We start from the raw sequence: 19,946 nt of genomic DNA on the forward strand, positions 1-19,946 counted from the left end.
ATGAGTATGCGTTACAAGCGCGTGGCGGCGGTGGCCATGATGGCCTCGCTCGCCCTGTCCGCGGCCGCCTGCGGCAAGGAGGGGAACCCCGCTCCCAGCGGCGGCGGCAACGCCAGCGGTGGTGCGCAGGGCGACAACTGCAGCAGCTCGGGCGTCACCTTCACCCCCAAGACGGACGCCAACGTCGCCGGCAGCCCGGCCTTCGAGAAGATCAAGTCGGCCGGCAAGGTCGTCATCGGCGTCAAGTTCGACCAGCCGAACCTCGGCTACAAGGACGCCCAGGGCAAGCGCTGCGGCTTCGACATCGAGATCGCCCAGTACGTCGCCAGCACGCTCGGCGTCGACCCGGCGAAGATCGAGTACAAGGAGATCGCGTCCGCCAACCGGGAGACCGCGATCAAGGGCGGCGAGATCGACTACTACGTCGGCACCTACTCGATCACCGACAAGCGCAAGAACGACGTCTCCTTCGCCGGGCCGTACTTCGTCGCCGGCCAGGACCTGCTGGTCCGCAAGGACGAGTCGTCGATCACCGGCAAGGACACGCTCAAGGGCAAGAAGATCTGCTCGGCCACCGGCTCCACGCCGATCCAGAAGATCCGCGACGAGGGCCTGACCGAGGGCGAGAACATCGTCGAGTTCAAGACCTACTCCGAGTGCGTCTCGCAGCTGCTCGACAAGAAGGTCGACGCGGTCACCACCGACGACGCCATCCTCAAGGGCTACGCCGCGCAGAACCCGGACGAGCTCAAGGTCGTCGGCCAGCCGTTCAGCACCGAGAAGTACGGCATCGGCCTGCCCAAGGACGACAAGGCGCTGCGTGACTACGTGAACGACCAGATCGAGGCGGCGTTCACCGACGGCACCTGGAAGAAGATCTACGACGGCACGCTCGGCAAGTCCGGCTCGCCGGCCACCCCGCCGCAGCTCGAGCGGTACTGACGGTCCGCACCGACGTCGGACCGGGCGGGGAGGTCCTCCTCCCCGCCCGGTCCCGTCTGGAGAGAGTGAGAGCGAGGTATGGGCGAGTTCTTCCGCGTCCTGACGGACAACGCGAGCCTGTTCCGCGAGGGGTTCTACAACACCGTCAAGCTGTTCCTGATCGCCGGCGTCGGCAGTCTCGTCCTCGGCATGCTGCTCGGCGCGATGCGGGTGTCACCGGTCCCCGCGTTGCGGGCGTTCGGCGCCACCTACGTCAACCTGGTCCGCAACACTCCCCTGACGCTGGTGTTCGCGTTCCTCGTCTTCGCGGTGCCGAAGCTGGACGTCAACATCGACTACTTCAACAGCGCCTGCATCGCGCTGATCGCCTACACCTCGGCGTTCATCTGCGAGGTGGTCCGCTCCGGCGTGAACACGGTCGCCACCGGCCAGGCCGAGGCGGCCCGCGCGCTGGGCATGACGTTCGCCCAGGTGCTGACGCTGATCGTGCTGCCACAGGCGCTGCGGGCCATGGTCCCGCCCATGATGAGCGTGCTCATCGCCATGCTGAAGAACACCACGATCGCCGCCGGCTTCTCCGTGCTGGAAGCGGGCGCCATCCCGGCGTACATGTCGGAACGGGGTGAGCCGCAGTTCATCGTGCTCACCTGGATCGTGATCGGCTTCCTGATCCTGATCATCCCGCTGGTGGTGCTCCAGCGGATCCTCGAGCGCAAGTGGGCGGTGGCCCGGTGAGCAGCAGCAGCGTCCTCTACGACATCCCCGGCCCGAAGGCCCGCAGGCGCAACCGGATCCTCGGCATCGTCTCGATCGCGGCGATCGTCGCGCTGATCGCGTTCGTGGTCTACAAGTTCAACCAGACCGGCCAGTTCGAGGCCCGCAAGTGGGAGCAGTTCCAGTACGCGGCCGTGCAGCGGGAGCTGCTGAACGGCCTCTGGGCCACGCTGAAGGTCGCCGCCGTCGCCACCGTGCTGGCGCTGCTGTTCGGCGCGTTCTTCGCCAGTGCCCGGCTCAGCGACAAGGTGTTGTTCCGCGCTCCCGCCACGTTCGTGGTGGAGCTGTTCCGGGCCATCCCGCTGCTGATCCTGATCTTCTTCGGCTACTACGTGCCGCTCCAGTACGGCTGGCCGATCGACAAGTTCTGGGCGCTGGTCATCGGGTTGACGCTCTACAACGGCTCGGTGCTGGCGGAGATCTTCCGCGCCGGCATCAACGCCGTGCCGTACGGGCAGTCCGAGGGCGCGTACGCGATCGGCATGCGCAAGAACCAGGTGCTGCGGCTGATCCTGCTGCCGCAGGCGTTCCGGTCGATGCTCCCGGCGATCGTGAGCCAACTCGTCGTCCTGCTCAAGGACACCGCGCTCGGCTTCATCATCACGTACCCGGAGTTGCTCTTCGTGGGCAAGCAGATCGGCGGCCGGCTGGCGTTCGGCCTGCCGTACGTGCCGACGTACCTGATCGTCGCGGCCATCTACATCAGCATCTGCGGCCTGCTGTCGGTGCTGGCCTGGTGGCTGCAGAAGCGGCTGACCCGGCTGCCGCGCACCGCGGCCAAGCCGGTGGCGGCCACGCAGACCGACGGTGGCACCGGCGCCACGTCGCTGTGAGCTGACGTCGTCCGACGGACACGGAACGGGCGGGTGGGTTCTCCCCCACCCGCCCGTTCTCGGTCTTGCCGGTCTAGCGGGCGATCTCGGTGACCCGGGACTCGCGTACCACCGTCACCCGGATCTGACCCGGGTAGGTCAGCTCCTCCTCGATCTGCTTGGCCACGTCCCGGGCCAGCACCGCCGCGCCGATGTCGTCCACGTCGTCCGGCTTGACCATCACCCGGATCTCCCGGCCCGCCTGCATGGCGAAGACCTTCTCCACGCCCAGCTTGCCGGCCGCGATCTCCTCGATCCGCTCCAGCCGCTTGACGTACGCCTCCAGGCTCTCCCGCCGCGCGCCCGGCCGCCCGCCCGAGCAGGCGTCCGACGCCTGGGTCAGCACCGCCTCGATGGTCTGCGGCGGCACCTCGTTGTGGTGCGCCTCGATGGCGTGCACCACGTCCTCGCTCTCGCCGTACTTGCGGGCCACGTCCGCGCCGATGATCGCGTGGCTGCCCTCCACCTCGTGGGTGAGCGCCTTGCCGATGTCGTGCAGGAACGCGCACCGCTTGATCGTCGGCACGTCCAGCCGCAGCTCCGCGGCCATCACGCCGGCGATGTGCGCGGTCTCCACCAGGTGCTTGAGCACGTTCTGCCCGTACGACGTGCGGTAGCGCAACCGGCCCAGCAGCGTGACCAGCTCCGGGTGGATCTCGGTGATGCCGACCTCGACCAGCGCGTCCTCGGCGGCCCGGAGGCACAGCTCCTCCACCTCCTGCCGGGCCACGTCGTAGACCTCCTCGATCCGGTGCGGGTGGATCCGGCCGTCCAGGACCAGCTTCTCCAGCGTGACCCGGCCGACCTCCCGGCGTACCGGGTCGAAGCACGACAGCAGCACCGCCTCGGGCGTGTCGTCGATGATCAGGTTGACGCCGGTGACCGACTCGAAGGCGCGGATGTTGCGCCCCTCCCGGCCGATGATGCGCCCCTTCATCTCGTCGCCGGGCAGGTGCAGCACGCTGACCACGCTCTCCGCGGTCTGCTCGCTGGCGACCCGCTGGATGGCGTCCACCACGATGTTGCGGGCGCGCTGCTCGGCGCTGCCCCGGGCGTCCGCCTCGATCTCCCGGACCAGCAGCGCGGCCTCCCGCTTCGCCTGCCCCTCGATCGACTCGACCAGCTCGGCGCGGGCCGCGTCGGCGGTCAGGCCGGCCACCCGCTCCAGCTCCCGGCGGCGCTGCTCCTCCACCTCGGTCAGCGTCCGCTCGCGCTCGGCCAGGGCGGCCTCCCGGGCGGCGAGCGCCGCGGTGGCGGCGGTGAGCTGCCGCTCCCGTTCGGCCAGCCGCTCCACCTCCTCGGTGTGCAGCCGCTCCCGCTCGTCCATCCGGGCGGCCCGGCGTTCCACCTCGGCCGCCTGCTCCCGGGTGGTGGCGGCCAGCACCGCCACCTCCCGCTCGCCGCTGCGCCGGGCGGTGGCGCGTAACTGCTCGGCGTCCGCCTCGGCCTGCTTGTGCGCCCGCTCCAGCACCGTGTCCGCCTCGGCGCGGGCGTCGTCGAGCACCCGCCGCGCCTCGGCCCGGGCCGCCTTCGCCTCCGCCTTGGCGGCAGCCGCCTCGGCACGCGCCGCCGCGGCCGCGGACTTCGCCACGTCGATGGTGCTGTTCACCTCGTCGGCGGCCGTCCGCAACGCCGCGAGGGACTGTTCCTGCCGGTCCTTCTCCGCGATGAAGGCCGGGTCCTCCGGCGCGGGCGCCAGGCTGAGCCGCTTGAGGGTACGCACGCCGAACAGCACGGCGCCGACCACCACCACGACCAGCAGCAGCACGACCAGGAGGAGGACGACGTCGAAGGCGCTCATCGAGCCGCTCCGCACCGGTACGCGGGCACACTCGCCCGCCGCACTCCGGCGACCCGGCCGGCGTCGCCGGCCCGTCGGGGCTCGGTGGCCGGGCTGTCGCCCGCCGATGCGGGGTCGGGGCCGTGTGGCAGACCGCCGGTGAACCTGTGCCGCCCTGCCATGGCCGCCTCCCCCTGAAACGTCGGCGCCGCAGGACACGCGCGAAGGACACGCGCCTGCGGCTCTGGACGCCCGACCGGAGCGGCTGGCTGTGGGCAGCTTTCCGTCGGCGGTGTCCCTCATGGGGCACCGCTGGCGGCCGGTTGCAGTTGTCGGAGGCTCCGAAAGGTTCCGGAGCTTCCGTCAAGGGCCGGTGTAGCTGGCCAAAGTGATGCTGTTCTGTTACGAGATCTATGTTGTGCGCTTAGCCTGCGCTGGTCGGGCAAAGTGAGCCTGTATGGCGAGGCTAGGTCGCGAGGGGCCGTTCGGTCAAGGAGTCATGATCAAACCACCCGGACGGAGAGAAGTTACGACGTCACTCAGTGGTGATCAGATGCCGGACAGGCCAGGACAAACCCCGCCCGGTAGCGCCGCGACTCGGCCACTCCGACCTGCTCAGGCCCCTCTCGCACCCCCATGATCAGCTCCACCGTCACCGTCCCACCCCCGTGATCGAGGACTTGACGTCCACCCGCGACCGCCCAGACGACACAACCTCCTTGATCACCGTCCGGCCGCGCGGCCGCGCCGCCGGGGGTGGCAGGGCCGGCCGGTCCGGCCGGGCGCGCGCGATCATGAGGTTGGCCTGGACAAAGCGGACGGGAAGTGCCGCCAAGTTCATGATCAACCTGGCCGGGTGAGGGTCGCGCGAGGGCTGCGCCGAGCCTGCGCCGGGTGGGTCAGCGTGCGGCGGAGGTGAGGGCTGCGGTCACCAGGGTGGCGTTGTCGGGGGCGGGGGTGCCGTCGGGCAGCAGCAGCGTGTCCTCCAGGCCGATCCGGGTGTGCAGGCCACGCCGGACCGCCTCCGCGTACACCGGCCAGGTGGCCGGGCCTTCCCCGTGCAGCAGAACCGGCGGGTGCCCGCCGGGCAGCGCGGCGAGGATCGCCGCGGCGTCGGCGAGTGCCGTCTCGACCTGCTCGGCCATGCACTCGACGAGGACCCGCCCGGTGGGCGTAGACCAGCGGCGCCAGGCGTCGACCGCCGCCGGCGTCCACAGACCGGCCTCGACCATCACGCCGCGCTCGTGCAGGGCGGCGGCGACCTCGGCCGCTCCGGGTTCGTGGGCGTTGACCGAGGCGAAGTCGGGCAGCACCGTCCAGGCGCGGACGGCGGCGGCCCGCTCGGCCGGGTCGGGGACGATCCAGGCGCCGGTGCTCACGCCGACCGGCAGGCCGGGACGGGCGTCGCGGATGGCGGTGACCGCCGCCGCGATCACTGCCGGATCGAGCGACTCGGTGCCGCTGTCGTCGCGCGGGTGCACATGCACCGCCGCCACCCCGGCGGTCGCGCAGCGCACCGCGTCGGCGGCCAGTTCGGCCGGGGTGAGCGGCACGGCGGGGTGCTCGTCCAGCCGTCGGGTGCCGTTGAGACACGCCTTCAGCACGGGTGTGCGCCTCCCTCGGGACGGCGGCCGCGACACCGGCGGCCGGTCGGTCAGTCGAGCCGGCGGGAGTCGAGGTCGTGCTCGGCGTCGGCCATCGCGTCGGCGTCGATGTGCTCGGCGAACTCGGCCGCCTCGGCGCTCTGCGCGGCGAGCGCGTCCTTCACCGCCCGGATCGCCACCCCGGCCGGGTAGCCCTTGCGCGCCAGCATGCCGACCAGACGCCGGAACACTGCGTCCGGCTCGCCTCTGGCGCTGCGCAGCTTGCGGTCCACCAGGGCGCGGGCGGTCTCCGCCTCGGTCTCCTCGTCCAGCCCGTCCAGTGCCGCGCCGGCCACCTCGACGTCGACGCCGCGCTGGCGCAGCTCGTTGGCGAGTGCCCGGCGGGCCAGCCCGCGGCCGTTGTGCCGGCTGCTCACCCAGGCACGCGCGAAGGCGGCGTCGTCGACGATGCCGACCTCGTCGTACCGGTCGAGGACCTGCTCGGCGACCTCCTCGGAGATGCCGCGCCGGGCCAGCGCACCGGCCAGCTCGGCCCGGGTCCGCGGGCGGACCGCGAGCTGCCGCAGGCAGATCTCCCGGGCCAGCTCGGCCTCGTCGCGCGGCGGAGCCGGAGCCTCCCCTGCATCGGGCTCCGCCGCGCGATCACGGCGCCCCCGGCGAGGCCGGGGCGTACCTGTGGCGTCGCCCGTACGGGGTGGACCGGCATCCCAGCCCCGGCCCGTACGGGCGCGTCGTCCTGCCACGGGTCAGCGGATCAGAAGTCGACCGGCGGCAGTTCCGGGCCACCGGCGGCGTCGCCCGCACCACCGGTGCCGACGCCGAGCTTCTCCAGGATCTTCTTCTCGATCTCGGCCGCCACGTCCGGGTTCTCGCGGAGGAACTCGCGGGCCTTCTCCTTGCCCTGGCCGAGCTGGTCGCCGTCGTAGGTGTACCAGGCGCCGGACTTGCGGATGATCGCCTGCTCCACGCCGACGTCGATCAGCGAGCCCTCGCGGGAGATGCCCTTGCCGTACATGATGTCGAACTCGGCCTGCTTGAACGGCGCGGCGACCTTGTTCTTCACGACCTTGACCCGGGTGCGGTTACCGACCACGTCGGTGCCGTCCTTGAGGCTCTCGATGCGGCGCACGTCGAGCCGGACCGAGGCGTAGAACTTCAACGCCCGCCCACCGGTGGTGGTCTCCGGGCTGCCGAACATCACGCCGATCTTCTCGCGGAGCTGGTTGATGAAGATCGCGGTGGTGCCGGTGTTGTTGAGCACGCCGGTGATCTTCCGCAGCGCCTGGCTCATCAGCCGGGCCTGGAGACCGACGTGGCTGTCGCCCATCTCGCCCTCGATCTCGGCGCGCGGCACCAGGGCCGCCACCGAGTCGATCACGATGATGTCGATCGCGCCGGAGCGGACCAGCATGTCCGCGATCTCCAGCGCCTGCTCGCCGGTGTCCGGCTGGGAGACCAGCAGGGCGTCGGTGTCGACGCCGAGGGCTCGCGCGTACTCCGGGTCGAGCGCGTGCTCCGCGTCGATGAACGCGGCGATGCCGCCGGCGCGCTGGGCGTTGGCCACCGCGTGCAGCGCGACGGTGGTCTTACCGCTGGACTCCGGACCGTAGATCTCGACCACCCGGCCGCGGGGCAGACCGCCCACGCCGAGCGCCACGTCGAGCGCGATGGAGCCGGTCGGGATGACAGCCGTCTGCACGACGGGCCGCTCCCCCAGCCGCATCACCGAACCCTTGCCGAACTGCTTGTCGATCTGAGCGAGAGCAAGGTCGAGCGCCTTCTCCCGGTCAGGCCCTGCTGCCATCGTTGCCACCCCTGCCTTCGCCGGCGTCTTTCCTGAGCTTCGCGTCACGCGGGACACGCTAGGCGCTGGGTCCGACAGAAAACCAGCCGACGGGCCGTGAGCTGTGGACGAGCACCCCGCTGTGGACAATAGCCGAACAGGTGTACGACTGGGCAAGCGACACGCGGGATCGACGAAAAGGCTGCTCAGCGTAGTCGGGCGGGCACCCGGTCGGGATACGCGGCGACCACGGCGCGCCACACCACGTGCGTTTGCTCACCGGCCGCGAGCGCCTGCTCGATGGTCCGCCCGCCGAGCTGGGACAGCACCTGGTCCCTGGCGATGCTGGTCGCGTACCCGGGCCCGAACGCCTCCTCCAGCCGCGTCCAGAAGTCGGTCAGCCGCACGTGTTCAGTCCTCCTCGTCGAGTGGTTGCGTGCCGGTACGGCGCAGCGCCAGCGCCACCAGCGGCACCACAGCGATCGCCGCCAGCAGGGTGAGCGTCGGGTACCCCACGGCCCGCATGACGAACCCGCTCGCCGCTGCCGCGCCCGCCCCGGCCAGCCCCATGAGCAGGTCGGACAGGCCCTGAACGCCGGGCCGGTCGGCGGTGGGCACCGACTCCGACAGCAGCGTCGAGCCCGCCACCATCGTGCCCGACCAGCCCAGCCCGAGCAGCGTCAGCCCCACCGACAGCAGCGCCGTGTGGTGCCCGGCGGTGCCGGAGACCGCGCACGCGGCCAGCAACAGCGCCACCCCGCCGAGGATCACCGGCCGGCGGCCGACCCGGTCCGTGAGCCACCCCACCACCGGCGACAGCGCGTACATGCCGGCGATGTGCAGGCTCAGCACCAGGCCGACCACGGGCAGCACGTCCTCGTCGGAGTGCCACTCGCCGAGGTGCACCGGCGTCATCGACATGACAGCGACCATCACCAGGTGCCCCACCGCCACCGCGGCGATGCCGAGGCGTGCGGCCGGCCGCCCGCGTACCGTGCGCCATGCGGCGACCATGCCACCGCGGCGGGTGACAGCCGGCGCGGCGCCGGGTGCCGGCTCGGCCGCCGCCAGCCGGCGCGCGGTGAGCAGCGGGTCCGGCCGGAGCAGGACCAGGAGTACGACGGCGGTGAGCGTGAACGCGACGGCGCTGAAGGCGAACGGGCCGGCCAGCGCCGGCAGGCCCCAGCCCCGGGTGGTGTCGTCGGCGAGCGCGGCGAAGTTCGGCGCGGCCACCGCGCCGATGGTGGTGGCCCACACCACCAGCGAGAGCTGCCGTCCCCGGCGTTGTGGCTCGGCCAGGTCCACCGCCGTGTAGCGGGCCTGGAGGTTGGCCGCCGTGCCGCCGCCGAACAGCAGCATGCCGACGAAGAGCAGCGGTACCAGGCGCGTCACGGTGGCGACCACCACCAGCACGCCGCCGACCGCGCCGACCGCGTACGCGAGGACCAGCCCTGGCCGCCGACCCCGCGCGGTCATGAGCCGGGTGACCGGGATGGCGAGCAGCGCGGCGCCGACCACACCGGCGCTCTGCGCCAGCCCGGCCAGGGCAGTGCCGGCGACCCGGGCGGCGAGCAGCGCGCCGACCGAGATGCCGATGGTGACGCCGATGCCGCCGATGATCTGGGTGAGGAAGAGCAGCCGGACGGTACGCCGCTGGATGCCGGCGACGTCGGGCCGGGGCGGGGCCGGCGCGGTCAGGTCGGTGGACATGCGGCGCTCCTGGTGGGGACGGGTGCCCCATCCTCCCGCACCGGCCCGCCCGGCCGGCACCCGGTTTCGCTACAGGCCGAGGCCCCGGCCGATGATCTCCTTCATGATCTCGGTGGTGCCGCCGTAGATGGTCTGCACCCGGCTGTCCAGCCACGCCTTCGCCACCGGGTACTCCGCCATGAAGCCGTAGCCGCCGTGCAGCTGCACGCACCTGTCGGCGACCTTGGTCTGCAACTCGGTCGTCCACCACTTGGCCTTCGCCGCGTCGGTCACCGAGAGGCGGCCCGCGTTGAACTCGGTGACGCAGTGGTTGACGAACGTCCGCGCGATGGTGACCTCGGTGTCCAGCTCGGCCAGCAGGAACCGGTTGTGCTGGAACCGGCCGATCGGCCGGCCGAACGCCTCCCGGGAGCGGGCGTACTCGATCGTGAGCGCGAGCAGCTTCTCGCAGGCCGCCACGGCTGCGACGGCGATGCTCAGCCGTTCCCGGGGCAGGTTGGCCATCAGGTGGTAGAAGCCGTGGTTCTCGGTGCCGATCAGGTTCTCCGCCGGCACCCGGCAGTCGTCGAAGAACAGCTCGGCGGTGTCGTTGGCCTTCAGGCCCACCTTCGCCAGGCGGCGGCCCCGGCTGAAGCCCGGCGTGCCGCTCTCCACCACGACCAGGCTCACCCCGTGCGCGCCCTGGTCCGGCGCGGTCTTGGCCACCACGACCACGAGGTCGGCCATCTCACCGTTGGTGATGAACGTCTTCTGCCCGTTGAGGACCAGGCTGTCGCCGTCGCGGACCGCGCTGGTGCGGATGCCGGCCAGGTCGCTGCCCGCGCCCGGCTCGCTCATCGCGATGGCGGTGACCAGGTCGCCGGAGCAGAAGCCCGGCAACCACCGCTTGCGCTGGTCGCCGGTGGTCAGCTCGGTCAGGTACGGCGCGACCACGTCGTTGTGCAGCCCGAACCCCAGACCGGTGCACCCGGCGGCGACGATCTCCTCGTCGAGCACCGCGTTGAACCGGAAGTCGCGCTGCCCGCCGCCGCCGTACTCGGGGTCGACGTCCGGGCCGAGCAGCCCCGCCGCGCCGGCGGCACGCCAGACCTCCCGGTCGACGATCCCGTCGGCCTCCCAGCGCTCGTGGTGCGGCACCGCCTCCCGGGTGAGGAACCGGCGGCACAGGTCACGGAACTCGTCGTGGACGGGCTCGTAGAGATGCTGCTCCATGCCGGCCAGTCTGGCACCGCTCACCCGCGCCGGACAGGGGCGAACCGGACGGGGTGGCCCGCCGCCGCGCGGTGGACCAGGATGACCGGATGAGCACACTCACGGGGAAACAGGTGGCCGAGGCCGGGCTGGACGGGTGGACGTACCTGCTGGGGGCGTTGCAGACGCGCATCCGTACCCCCGATTTCGCGGCCGGACTGGCGCTGGTGGCCGCGGTCGGCGCGGAGGCCGAGCGGGTCGATCATCATCCGGATCTGGACCTGCGCTACACCCACGTGGACGTGCGGCTCTGGTCGCACGACGCGGGTGGGGTGACGCAGCGTGACCTGCGGCTGGCCCGGACGATCGCGGCGCTGGCCACGGACGCCGGGCTGACCCTGTCGCCGGCCGGGCTGGCCCGCCTGGAACTCGCGCTGGACACCCCCGAGCACGCCGCGGTGCTGCCGTTCTGGCGGGCGGTCCTGACCTGGCAGTCGCCGGACGGCCGCGGACCGGACGACGACGAGGTACGCGACCCGGACGGCGTGCTGCCGACCGTCTGGTTCCAGCGCTCCGGCCGGGACGAGCCGCGGCAGCGGTGGCACCCGGACGTGTGGGTCGACCCGGCCGAGGTGGACGCGCGTATAGCGGCGGCGCTGGCGGCCGGCGGGACGCTCGTCAGCGACGCGGAGGCACCGAGCTTCTGGGTGCTCGCCGACCCGGACGGCAACCGGGTCTGCCTCTGCACCTGGCAGCAGCGCTCCTGAGAAACCGGGGCAGCGGCGGGCGCGGCCCGGCGCTAGCGTGCCCGATGTGGACGCACGCGCGCTGATCGAGGAGTTCAACGCGGCCTGGCTGCGGGGCGACCTGGCCGCGGTGTCGGCCTGCCTGGCCGAGGACGTCACCTACTGCCCGAACGCCTGGGACGGGCCGGCCGGCACGGTACGGGGGCGGGCGGCGGTGGCCGACGTCTTCGCCGGGCAGCTCGGTCCGGGCGACGGTCCGGCGCTCGGCGCGGTCTGGGCCACCGACGACCGGGCGGTCTGCGAGTGGGCCTGGCCGCCGACCGAGGACGGCACCGTGCTTCGCGGGCTGGACGTCTACCGGGTCCGGGACGGGCGGATCGTCGCCAAGGACGTGTTCGGCAAGATCACTTCTTGAGCGCCTTCGCGGCCACCTTCAGGTCGGCGACCAGGCCCTCGTAGGCCACGTCCTGGTTGTCGGCGCGCAGCACCGCGGACGGGTGGATGGTGGCGAGCAGCCGGGCCGCCGGGGCGTCGGCCACAGTGCCCGTCCGGTCGACCGGCACCCGCTCGAAGTCCTCCGGGTGCTGGGCGGCGGCGGGCCAGGGCAGCAGCTCACCACGCTGCTTGGTCACCCGGAACGACGGTCCGAGCAGCGCCTTGGCGGCGGTGGCGCCGAGCACCACCACGATCTCCGGGCGCAGCCGGGCGAACTCGGCGACCAGCCAGGGCCGGCAGGCGGTGACGTGCACCCGGTCCGGGGTCTGGTGGATGCGCCGCCTGCCGCGCAGCTCGAAGCGGAAGTGCTTGACGGCGTTGGTCAGGTAGATCTGGGCGGGGTCGAGCGCCGCGTCGTCGACGGCCTTGCGCAGCAGCCGCCCGGCCGGCCCGACGAACGGCAGCCCCTTCTGGTCCTCGATGTCGCCCGGCTGCTCGCCGACGAAGACCACGCGCGCGTGCTCGTCGCCGCGGCCGAACACGGTCTGGGTGGCGTCCCGGTACAGCTCGCAGCCCCGGCAGTCGCCCGCCGCGGCGCGCAGCTCGTCGATGGTGTCCGCCGACGGCGGGATGAACTCCTGTGCGCCGGGTGCGCTCTCGGTCTCGGCCATGCCGATCGTTCTACCCCGTCGGGCGGCGCGCACGCGAGCGGCCCGCCGCGCTGTCCGGAGGTGTTAAGAAGGGGCCCTTCCTATACCGAATGCGTTAAGAGGGGGCCCTTCCTTCCCGCGGTGAGGGCGTCGGCGAGCGCGGGGACGTCCGCCTCGTCGAGCGCGCTCACCGAGACGCGCACGGCGGGGGCGGCGGCGATCCGGTACAGGCCGCCGGGGGCGAGTGACCACCCGGCGTCGCGCAGCGTCGTGATCGCCACCGTCTCGTCGGGCACCGGCACCCAGACGTTGATCCCGGTACGCCCGTGCGCTGTCACCCCGCGCGCGGCGAGCGCTGCAACCAGCCCGTCGCGCCGCCTGTCGTAGCTGTCCGCCGCGCGCCGTACCAGCCCGGCGGTGGCCGGGTCGCGCCAGAGCGACACGACCAGCCGTTGCAGCACAGTGGAGACCCAGCCGGCGCCGACCCGCGCCCGCCCGGCCACCCGGGCCACCGTGGCCTCGTCGCCGGTCAGCACCGCGAGCCGCAGGTCGGGCCCGTAGGGCTTGCTCACCGACCGGACGAAGGCCCACGCCGGGGTCGCCCCGGCGAGCGGATGCAGGGGTACGCGGGCCAGCTCGGCGGCGTGGTCGTCCTCGATCAGCAGCAGGTCGGCCCGGCCGGCGAGCAGCGTCCGCAGCGCGCCGGCCCGGTCGGCGGAGACGGCGGCGCCGGTCGGGTTCTGCGCCCGGCTGGTCACCACGAGCGCCCGGACGCCGGCGGTGAGCGCCGCCCGGACGCCGCCGACTGTGGGGCCCTCGTCGTCCACCGGCACCCCGACGGTACGCAGCCCGAGTGCGGCGATCAGGTCGAGCAGGTTGGCCCAGCCCGGATCTTCGACCGCCACCGCGTCGCCGGGGCGCAGGTGGGCCGCGAGGAGCCGTTCGATGCCGTCGAGCGCGCCGCCGGTGACTGTGAGAGCGCCGGCCGGCACGCGATCGGCGGCGAGCCGGTCCCGGGCCAGGGCGGCCAGGTCGGGCAGCACGGCGTCGGTCGCGTACCCGCCGGGGGGTCCGATCTCGGCGGCGAGCGCTGCCAGGTGCGGGCCGAGCGGGGGCAGCAGCCGGGGGTCGGGCTGGCCGGCGGAGAGGTCACGGCCGCCGGGCAGCGGCGGGGGCAGCAACGCGGCGCGGCGACCGGCGACCGGCGGGCGGGGGCGGACCCGGGTGCCGTGCCGGCCGGCGGTCGCGACCAGGCCACGTTGCCGCAGTTCCTGGTACGCCTTCGCGACTGTGGCCGGGCTGACGTCCAGCTCGGCGGCGAGCGCGCGGACGGCGGGCAGGGCGTCGCCGGGGGCGAGATCGCCGGTGCGGATGCCGGATTCGACGCTGGCCGAAATCGCGGCGGAGGTGGAACCGGCGATCTGATAATGTGCTGCCACAGTTCGGAGATTGTACTAGAACAAAGGTGGGATGTCACGTGTACGCCCCGACCGAACGCACCACCGCCACCCGCACCCGCGACCGGATGCACTACGACCGGGCCACCGCGCACGCGCTGCTCGACGAGGCGTACCACTGCGCACTGTCGTTCACTGTGGACGGCGAGCCGCGCATCCTGCCGACCCTGCACGTGCGCATCGGAGACACGCTCTACCTGCACGGGTCCACCGGCAGCCGGCCGCTGCTCGCCGCCCGGGGCGAGGCCGGGCTGAGGGTCTGCGTCGCCGTCACCCACCTCGACGGGCTGATCTACGCCCGCTCCCAGTTCCACCACAGCGCCAACTACCGGTCGGTGGTGGCGCACGGCACCGCCCGCCTGGTCGACGACGCGGGCGAGAAGGCGGCGGTGCTGACCGCGCTGGTGGAGAAGGTCGCCGCCGGCCGGTCCGCCGACAGCCGCCCGCCGAACCGGCGCGAACTGGCCGAGACCGCGGTGCTGGCGCTGCCGCTGCGCGAGGTGTCGGTACGGATGCGCACCGGCGGCGTCAACGACGAGCCGGCCGACGAGGCGCTGCCGCACTGGGCCGGTGTGGTTCCGCTGCGGCTCACGCCGGGCCGCCCCGAACCCACGCCCGGGGTGATCGCGCCGGTGCCGACGTACCTGCGTGCGGCCCGCTCGCCGTGGCACGAGCCGGCGGTGCTGCGCGGCGAGCACGTGGTGCTGGAGCCGCTCGACCTCGCCCACGCCGACGAGCTGTACGCCGCCACCGCCGACCCGGAGGTGTGGCGGCACCTGGGCGGCACGCAGCCCGCCGACGCCGCCGGGATGCGCCAGGTGGTCGCCGCCTACCTGGACGCGCAGGAACGCGGCGAGCAGGTGTGCTGGACCCAGCGCTGCGCCGTCACCGGTGCGGTGATCGGCACGACCTCCTACTACGAGATCGACCCGGTCCGCCGGTCGGTGGCGATCGGTTACACCTGGCTGGGCCGCCCCTGGTGGCGTACCGGCGTCAACACCGAGGCGAAGCTCCTGCTGCTGGGCCGGGCCTTCGACGACCTGGACGCGGTCCGGGTGGTCTGGCACACCGACATCCGCAACGAACGCTCGCAGCGGGCCATCGAACGGCTCGGCGCGAGCCGGGAGGGCGTGCTGCGCCGGCACAAGCAGCGCGCCGACGGCTCCTGGCGAGACACCGTCCAGTACTCGATGCTCGCGCAGGAGTGGCCGACGGCACAGGTCAGCCTGCGGGAAAGGCTTCGCCCGACGGCACCCGCGGCGTCATGATGTCCGGCGTGCTGGGGATCACCGACATCTGGACGTACGTGCTGGGCACCGTGGCGATCGTGCTGCTGCCCGGCCCCAACTCGCTCTTCGTGCTGGCCACCGCCGCCCGCCGGGGCGTGGCCACCGGCTACCGGGCCGCCGCCGGGGTGTTCGTCGGCGACGCGGTGCTGATGGTGCTCTCCGCCGCCGGGGTGGCCTCGCTGCTCCAGGCGTATCCGCCGCTCTACCTGGTGATCAAGTACGCCGGCGCGGCGTACCTCGGATATCTGGGGCTGGCCATGCTGCGCGGCGCGTGGCGGCGCTGGCGCGACCGCAACGACCCGGCCACGCCGCGCCTGATCGACGAGGTGGAGCCGGCGGAACAGCGGGAGCCGTTCCGCCGGGCGCTGGTGATCAGCCTGCTCAACCCGAAGGCGATCCTGTTCTTCGTCTCGTTCTTCATCCAGTTCGTCGACCCCGGGTACGCGTGGCCGGCGCTGTCGTTCCTGCTGCTCGGGCTGATCGCACAGGTCGCGAGCGCGCTCTACCTGACCGTGCTGATCTTCACCGGCACATATCTGGCGGCCCAGTTCCGGCAGCGCCGGCGGCTCGCCGCGAGCGGCACGACTGCCGTCGCGGTGCTGTTCCTCGGCTTCAGCCTCAAGCTCGCCGCCGGCTGAGGTGTAAGGAAGGGCCCCTTCTTAACGCCTCCGGTAGAGGAAGGGCCCCTTCTTAACAACGCACACGCACGCGCACACGCACGCGCACACGCACGCGCTCACGTGCCGTCGCCGCCTCCGCCACCACCGCCGATGCCCGCGCCGCCGGCCGTACCCCCGAGGCCGTAACCCGGCGCGACCGGACGGTCCGGCGGGCGGCTGACGTGCGCCGACTCGCGGATCGTGGCCGACCAGTCGGCGTGCGCGGCGGCGGCCGCGTGCCTGTCGATGGCGTGCCGCAGCCAGCCGTCCACAGTGGCCACCCAGTCGCGCTCATCGGCACCGGCGTGCCAGACCCGGAACCGGCTGATGCTCTGGTGGGTGATCCCGGCCAGGGAGAGCCGCCGGTCCAGCCAGAGCAGCACCTCCACGCCGGCCGAGTCGGTCAGCATGATCATTTCGAGTTCGGTCATCGGGCCGGCGTAGAGCGGGGCGGCCCAGAAGCCGTACCACTGCTGGAACGGCAGCGTCTGCTCCACCCCCGGCAGCCGTCCCTCGCGCAGCCCGGCCTGCCGGATCGCGAAGCCGAGCCTGTCCAGCGCGGCGAGCACGTGCTCCTGGGAGGGCAGCGGGTGGATCAGCACCGGCACCATCGCGCCCTGGTCCACCTCCGGGTCCACCGACACCTCGGTACGCAGCCCGGTACGCAGGCTCAGCAGCGGCACCCCGCCGTACGTGGTCACCGGCGACTCCCACGGCAACGGCACGGCGAACTCGACGGCGCGCCGCCGTCCGGCCGGCACCACGAACCGTCCCGCGATCGTCCACGTCTGGAACTGCACCAGGCGGCGCGGCGCCTCCGGGTCCTCCGGTTCGACCTGGGTGACCAGCCCGAGCCGGATGTGCCGGACCGGTACGTCCGACCCGCCGGCGCTGAGCGTCACCCGGCCCGGCAGGCGCAGGCCCGGCCGGGTGCTCGGGTTGGGCAGCGTGGTGCTCACCGAGAGCCCGGTCCAGGCGGAGTCCCGCGATACGCCGGTCAACCGCATGCCGGGGCTTTCCCGCTGCCCGCCCGGCCATGCCCGGCCGGAACGGACGCCGGCCCGGCGAAGTGGTTGTCCCACCTCGCCGGGCCGGTACGGATCACGACGGTCAGCGCATCCGGCGGCCTCGCGGCACCGGGTCGGTCTCGTCGTCGAACTCGCCGATGACCTCCTCCAGGAGGTCCTCCAGCGCGACGAACCCGATCGGCCGGGTCGGCCCGCCACCGTTGCTCACCAGCGCGAGCTGCGCCTGCCGCGCCCGCATGGCGGCCACCGCCTCGGTCACCGACGCCTCGGCCGGCAGCGTGAAGGCGCTGGTCATCAGCTCCTCCGCGGTCGCCGGGCGGCCGGTGGTGACGGCGCGCACCGCCTCGCGTACGTGCACCAGGCCGCACACCTCACCACCGGTGTCGACCACGGCGAGCCGGGACCGGCCGCTGTCGCGGGAGACGTGCTCGATCCGCTCGGCGGTCTCGCTCCGGCCCACCGTGACGATCTGGTCGAACGGCTCCATGACCTGGGCGACTGTGGTGCCCTGGAGTTCCAGCATGCTGGTCAGCAGCTGGTGCTGCTCGGCGCCGAGCAGCCCGTGCTCCCGGGACTGCTCCAGCAGGATGCGCAGCTCGTCCGGGCCGTGCACCTGGGCGAGCTGGTCCTGCTGCTGCACCCCGAACAGACGCAGCATCGCGTTCGCGAGCCCGTTGAGCAGGGACAGCACCGGCCGGGCGATCCGGGCGAACGCCCGGAACGGCAACGCCAGCAGCATCGCGGACCGCTCCGCGTCGGTGATCGCCCACGACTTCGGGGCCATCTCGCCGACCACCAGGTGCAGGAACGTCACGAGCGACAGCGCGAACACCAGCGCCACCACGTGGCTGACCGCCTCGGGCAGGCCGACCGCGTGCAGCAGCGGGCTGAGCAGGTGCTCGATGGCCGGTTCGGCCAGCGCGCCCAGACCCAGCGTGCACAGCGTGATGCCGAGCTGCGCGCCGGCCAGCATCAGACTCAGCTCGCGGACGCCGTCCAGCGCCGCGCGGGCCGCCCGGCCGCCACCGGCCGCCGCCTGCTCCAGCCGGTACCGCTTGGACGCGACGAGCGCGAACTCGGCGGCCACGAAGAACCCGTTGAGCGCCAGCAGCACCACGGAGGAGAACAACGCGAATCCGGGGCTCATGCGGAACCCTCCCCGGACACGGAGGCGGCGGGCCGCAGCCGCACCGAGTCGGCCACGTGCCGGTCCACCGCCAGCACCTCGACGAGCACCCGCGGGCCGCCGGCCGGCTCGTCGCCGTCAGTGGCGACCGGGATCTCCAGCCGGTCACCGACCTCGGGCACCCGGCCCAGCTCCCGCATCACCAGACCGGAGAGCGTGTCGTACTCGGGCGCCTCGGGCAGTTCGATGCCGGTGCTGTCGGCGACCTCGTCGATGCGCCAGCGCGCCGGGACCACCCAGGAGCCGTCCTCCTGCCGGGCCGCGGCCCGGTCCGGCGGGTCGTCCTCGTCGCGGATCGGCCCGACCAGTTCCTCGGCCAGGTCCTCCAGCGTGATCACGCCGGCGAAGCCGCCGTACTCGTCGACCACGCAGGCGAGCTGCCGGTGCCCGGACCGCAGGCGGTCCAGCACCGTCGGCAGCGGCAGCGTCTCGGGCACCAGCAACGGGGGTACGGCCACCGCGTCGACCCGGGTGGTCGCGCGCTGCGCCGGGGGCACCCCGAGCACGTCGGCGATGCCGACCACGCCGACCAGGTCGTCGACGCCCTCGGCGCCGCTCACCGGGAACCGGGAGTGGCCGGTGTCGAGCAGCTCGACGATCCGGCTGACCGGCTCGTCGGCCCGGATGGTGTGCACGTCGACGCGCGGCACCATCGCCTCCCCGGCGGTCAGCTCCCGGAAGTCCAGACCCCGGTCCAGCAGGTCGGACATCTCGGCGTCGAGGTGTCCCTCCTCCCGGGACTCGGCGATGATCTGTTCCAGGTCCTGTGGGGTGGCGCCGCTGGGCAGCTCCTCGATCGGCTCGATGCCGATGCGGCGGAGCAGCCGTACGGCGGCCCGGTCGAACAGCGTGATCAGCGGACCGGCGATCTTCAGGTAGATCAGGGTGGACCGGGACAGCGCCCGGGCGAGCGGTTCGGCCCGCGCGATGGCCAGGTTCTTCGGGGCCAGCTCGCCGAGGACCATCTGCACCACTGTGGCGATGATCAGGGCGAGGGCCACCGACAGCGGCAGCGACACCGAGCTGGACAGCCCGGCCACGCCGAGCAGGTCGGCCAGCCCGGCACCCAGGTACGGCTCGGCGACGTAACCGACGAGCAGGGCGGTCACTGTGATGCCGAGCTGCGCGCCGGACAGCATGAAGGAGAGCCGCCCGGTCACCTCCAGGGCCCGGGCCGCGGCACGGTCGCCACCGTCGGCGAGCTGCTTGAGCTTGCCCCGGTCCACGGCGACGTAACCGAACTCCTGGGCCACGAAGTAACCGGTGGCGGCGGTGAGGACGGTGATGAGAAGGAGACCGACGAGGATCAACACGGGAGGTTCAGTGCTCCCGGGGTCGTCGGGGAGGGAATTCGCCGGGTATTACCCGGCCGGCTACTGCTGCCCTCCGGGGCAGGAGAGTCGATCATGCGGCCCATTTTATCGGTACCCGCTGGACGTTCGCTGAGGGTGCCGGGAAGCCTCCCGCACGTCCGGTTCAGCGTCCGGCCAGCTCGTCGGCGTCCAGCAGCGTCCGGTCGACCCGCCCGGAACGGTACGCGGCCCGGCCGATCATCTGCGCGGCCACCGGCGCGGTGGAGAGCTGGAAGATCGCCACCAGGACGAGCATGCCCAGATCCGAGGGGGTACGCAGACGCAGCGCCAGCCCGGCCAGCAGCAGCAGGACGCCCAGCACCTGCGGCTTGGTGGCCGCGTGCATCCGGTCCAGCACGTCCGGGAAGCGCACCAGCCCGATGCCGGCGACCAGGGCCAGCACCGCCCCGACCAGTAGCAGCACCCCACCGACCCAGTCCGCGACGGCGCTCACGCCGAGCCTCCTTCCGTTCGCGACTGCGGGGCTC

Annotated in this window: 19 protein-coding genes and 1 pseudogene; 7 read left to right on the forward strand and 13 right to left on the reverse strand. The window is 72.8% G+C overall.

The features are described 5' to 3' along the window. The first annotated feature begins 6 nt into the window (after positions 1–6). The 3 genes from FB454_RS09190 to FB454_RS09200 all read left to right on the forward strand — a co-directional run bounded on the left by FB454_RS09190 (position 7) and on the right by FB454_RS09200 (position 2,549). Positions 7–942: a glutamate ABC transporter substrate-binding protein gene (locus FB454_RS09190; protein WP_145754720.1), complete on the forward strand. Its 936-nt coding sequence runs from the start codon at positions 7–9 to the stop codon at positions 940–942. Between the two features lie 78 nt (positions 943–1,020). Next, complete coding sequence (locus FB454_RS09195) at positions 1,021–1,677, forward strand: amino acid ABC transporter permease (protein WP_013284735.1); 657 nt, start codon at positions 1,021–1,023, stop codon at positions 1,675–1,677. Next, positions 1,674–2,549 (forward strand): amino acid ABC transporter permease, encoded by an 876-nt coding sequence (locus FB454_RS09200; protein ID WP_071098841.1) that lies wholly within the window; start codon positions 1,674–1,676, stop codon positions 2,547–2,549. The genes FB454_RS09195 and FB454_RS09200 overlap by 4 nt, the downstream gene beginning before the upstream one ends. Before the next feature lie 73 nt (positions 2,550–2,622). Here the strand turns inward: FB454_RS09200 and rny are convergent, their stop codons facing one another. The 7 genes and pseudogenes from rny to FB454_RS09235 all read right to left on the reverse strand — a co-directional run bounded on the left by rny (position 2,623) and on the right by FB454_RS09235 (position 10,677). Continuing rightward, on the reverse strand, positions 2,623–4,389 hold the full coding sequence (gene rny / locus FB454_RS09205; RefSeq protein ID WP_013284733.1) for a ribonuclease Y: 1,767 nt from the start codon (positions 4,387–4,389) through the stop codon (positions 2,623–2,625). A gap of 878 nt (positions 4,390–5,267) precedes the next feature. Then, positions 5,268–5,972 (reverse strand): 3-keto-5-aminohexanoate cleavage protein, encoded by a 705-nt coding sequence (locus FB454_RS09210; protein ID WP_145754723.1) that lies wholly within the window; start codon positions 5,970–5,972, stop codon positions 5,268–5,270. A 50-nt stretch (positions 5,973–6,022) separates the two neighbouring features. Beyond that, entirely contained in the window at positions 6,023–6,715 is a 693-nt protein-coding gene (locus tag FB454_RS09215; RefSeq protein WP_145754725.1) for a regulatory protein RecX, read from the reverse strand. An 11-nt stretch (positions 6,716–6,726) separates the two neighbouring features. Next, positions 6,727–7,776, reverse strand: coding sequence for a recombinase RecA (gene recA / locus FB454_RS09220; protein WP_013284729.1), 1,050 nt, complete (start codon positions 7,774–7,776; stop codon positions 6,727–6,729). 185 nt (positions 7,777–7,961) lie between these two features. Beyond that, positions 7,962–8,162 carry a DUF3046 domain-containing protein gene (locus tag FB454_RS09225; RefSeq protein WP_013284728.1) on the reverse strand — a complete coding sequence of 67 codons (201 nt, stop codon included), beginning with the start codon at positions 8,160–8,162 and terminating at the stop codon, positions 7,962–7,964. Further along, positions 8,153–9,465, reverse strand: a pseudogene (locus tag FB454_RS09230) (MFS transporter). The gene FB454_RS09225 and the pseudogene FB454_RS09230 overlap by 10 nt, the downstream one beginning before the upstream one ends. A 69-nt stretch (positions 9,466–9,534) precedes the next feature. Further along, positions 9,535–10,677 (reverse strand): acyl-CoA dehydrogenase family protein, encoded by a 1,143-nt coding sequence (locus FB454_RS09235; protein ID WP_013284726.1) that lies wholly within the window; start codon positions 10,675–10,677, stop codon positions 9,535–9,537. Positions 10,678–10,766: 89 nt separating this feature from the next. Between FB454_RS09235 and FB454_RS09240 the strand changes: the two genes are divergently transcribed. Together FB454_RS09240 and FB454_RS09245 are read left to right on the forward strand one after the other, a co-directional pair. Further along, a complete protein-coding gene (locus FB454_RS09240; protein WP_145822811.1) occupies positions 10,767–11,423 on the forward strand; it encodes a 4a-hydroxytetrahydrobiopterin dehydratase in 657 nt (218 codons plus the stop codon). Positions 11,424–11,469: 46 nt separating this feature from the next. Next, entirely contained in the window at positions 11,470–11,817 is a 348-nt protein-coding gene (locus FB454_RS09245; RefSeq protein ID WP_486485407.1) for a nuclear transport factor 2 family protein, read from the forward strand. Here the strand turns inward: FB454_RS09245 and FB454_RS09250 are convergent. Beyond that, positions 11,807–12,508: a UdgX family uracil-DNA binding protein gene (locus tag FB454_RS09250; protein WP_013474470.1), complete on the reverse strand. Its 702-nt coding sequence runs from the start codon at positions 12,506–12,508 to the stop codon at positions 11,807–11,809. The genes FB454_RS09245 and FB454_RS09250 overlap by 11 nt on opposite strands. Positions 12,509–12,588: 80 nt before the next feature. Next, on the reverse strand, positions 12,589–13,926 hold the full coding sequence (locus tag FB454_RS09255) for an aminotransferase class I/II-fold pyridoxal phosphate-dependent enzyme (protein ID WP_145822813.1): 1,338 nt from the start codon (positions 13,924–13,926) through the stop codon (positions 12,589–12,591). Between the two features lie 38 nt (positions 13,927–13,964). Between FB454_RS09255 and FB454_RS09260 the strand changes: the two genes are divergently transcribed. Together FB454_RS09260 and leuE are read left to right on the forward strand one after the other, a co-directional pair. After that, a complete protein-coding gene (locus FB454_RS09260; protein ID WP_145822814.1) occupies positions 13,965–15,212 on the forward strand; it encodes a bifunctional pyridoxamine 5'-phosphate oxidase family protein/GNAT family N-acetyltransferase in 1,248 nt (415 codons plus the stop codon). Beyond that, on the forward strand, positions 15,209–15,871 hold the full coding sequence (gene leuE / locus FB454_RS09265) for a leucine efflux protein LeuE (RefSeq protein ID WP_013284720.1): 663 nt from the start codon (positions 15,209–15,211) through the stop codon (positions 15,869–15,871). The genes FB454_RS09260 and leuE overlap by 4 nt, the downstream gene beginning before the upstream one ends. Positions 15,872–15,969: 98 nt before the next feature. Here leuE and FB454_RS09270 read toward each other — a convergent pair whose 3' ends face one another. The 4 genes from FB454_RS09270 to mnhG form a co-directional block, all read right to left on the reverse strand. After that, positions 15,970–16,899 (reverse strand): sporulation protein, encoded by a 930-nt coding sequence (locus FB454_RS09270; protein ID WP_145822815.1) that lies wholly within the window; start codon positions 16,897–16,899, stop codon positions 15,970–15,972. A gap of 103 nt (positions 16,900–17,002) precedes the next feature. Further along, a complete protein-coding gene (locus tag FB454_RS09275; protein ID WP_013284718.1) occupies positions 17,003–18,067 on the reverse strand; it encodes a hemolysin family protein in 1,065 nt (354 codons plus the stop codon). Continuing rightward, on the reverse strand, positions 18,064–19,419 hold the full coding sequence (locus FB454_RS09280) for a hemolysin family protein (RefSeq protein WP_013284717.1): 1,356 nt from the start codon (positions 19,417–19,419) through the stop codon (positions 18,064–18,066). Before FB454_RS09280 ends, FB454_RS09275 begins: the two co-directional genes overlap by 4 nt. A 163-nt stretch (positions 19,420–19,582) precedes the next feature. Next, positions 19,583–19,912 carry a monovalent cation/H(+) antiporter subunit G gene (gene mnhG, locus FB454_RS09285; protein ID WP_013284716.1) on the reverse strand — a complete coding sequence of 110 codons (330 nt, stop codon included), beginning with the start codon at positions 19,910–19,912 and terminating at the stop codon, positions 19,583–19,585. Positions 19,913–19,946 lie beyond the last annotated feature (34 nt).

This window comes from Micromonospora sp. CNZ297, assembly GCF_007827625.1.

Coding starts and splice junctions, on each gene's coding strand:
- FB454_RS09235 (WP_013284726.1), bottom strand. CDS start 10,677: ATGGAGCAGCATCTCTACGAGCCCGTCCACGACGAGTTCCGTGACCTG.
- rny (WP_013284733.1), bottom strand. CDS start 4,389: ATGAGCGCCTTCGACGTCGTCCTCCTCCTGGTCGTGCTGCTGCTGGTC.
- FB454_RS09240 (WP_145822811.1), top strand. CDS start 10,767: ATGAGCACACTCACGGGGAAACAGGTGGCCGAGGCCGGGCTGGACGGG.
- leuE (WP_013284720.1), top strand. CDS start 15,209: ATGATGTCCGGCGTGCTGGGGATCACCGACATCTGGACGTACGTGCTG.
- FB454_RS09195 (WP_013284735.1), top strand. CDS start 1,021: ATGGGCGAGTTCTTCCGCGTCCTGACGGACAACGCGAGCCTGTTCCGC.
- FB454_RS09275 (WP_013284718.1), bottom strand. CDS start 18,067: ATGAGCCCCGGATTCGCGTTGTTCTCCTCCGTGGTGCTGCTGGCGCTC.
- FB454_RS09250 (WP_013474470.1), bottom strand. CDS start 12,508: ATGGCCGAGACCGAGAGCGCACCCGGCGCACAGGAGTTCATCCCGCCG.
- FB454_RS09190 (WP_145754720.1), top strand. CDS start 7: ATGCGTTACAAGCGCGTGGCGGCGGTGGCCATGATGGCCTCGCTCGCC.
- recA (WP_013284729.1), bottom strand. CDS start 7,776: ATGGCAGCAGGGCCTGACCGGGAGAAGGCGCTCGACCTTGCTCTCGCT.
- FB454_RS09270 (WP_145822815.1), bottom strand. CDS start 16,899: ATGCGGTTGACCGGCGTATCGCGGGACTCCGCCTGGACCGGGCTCTCG.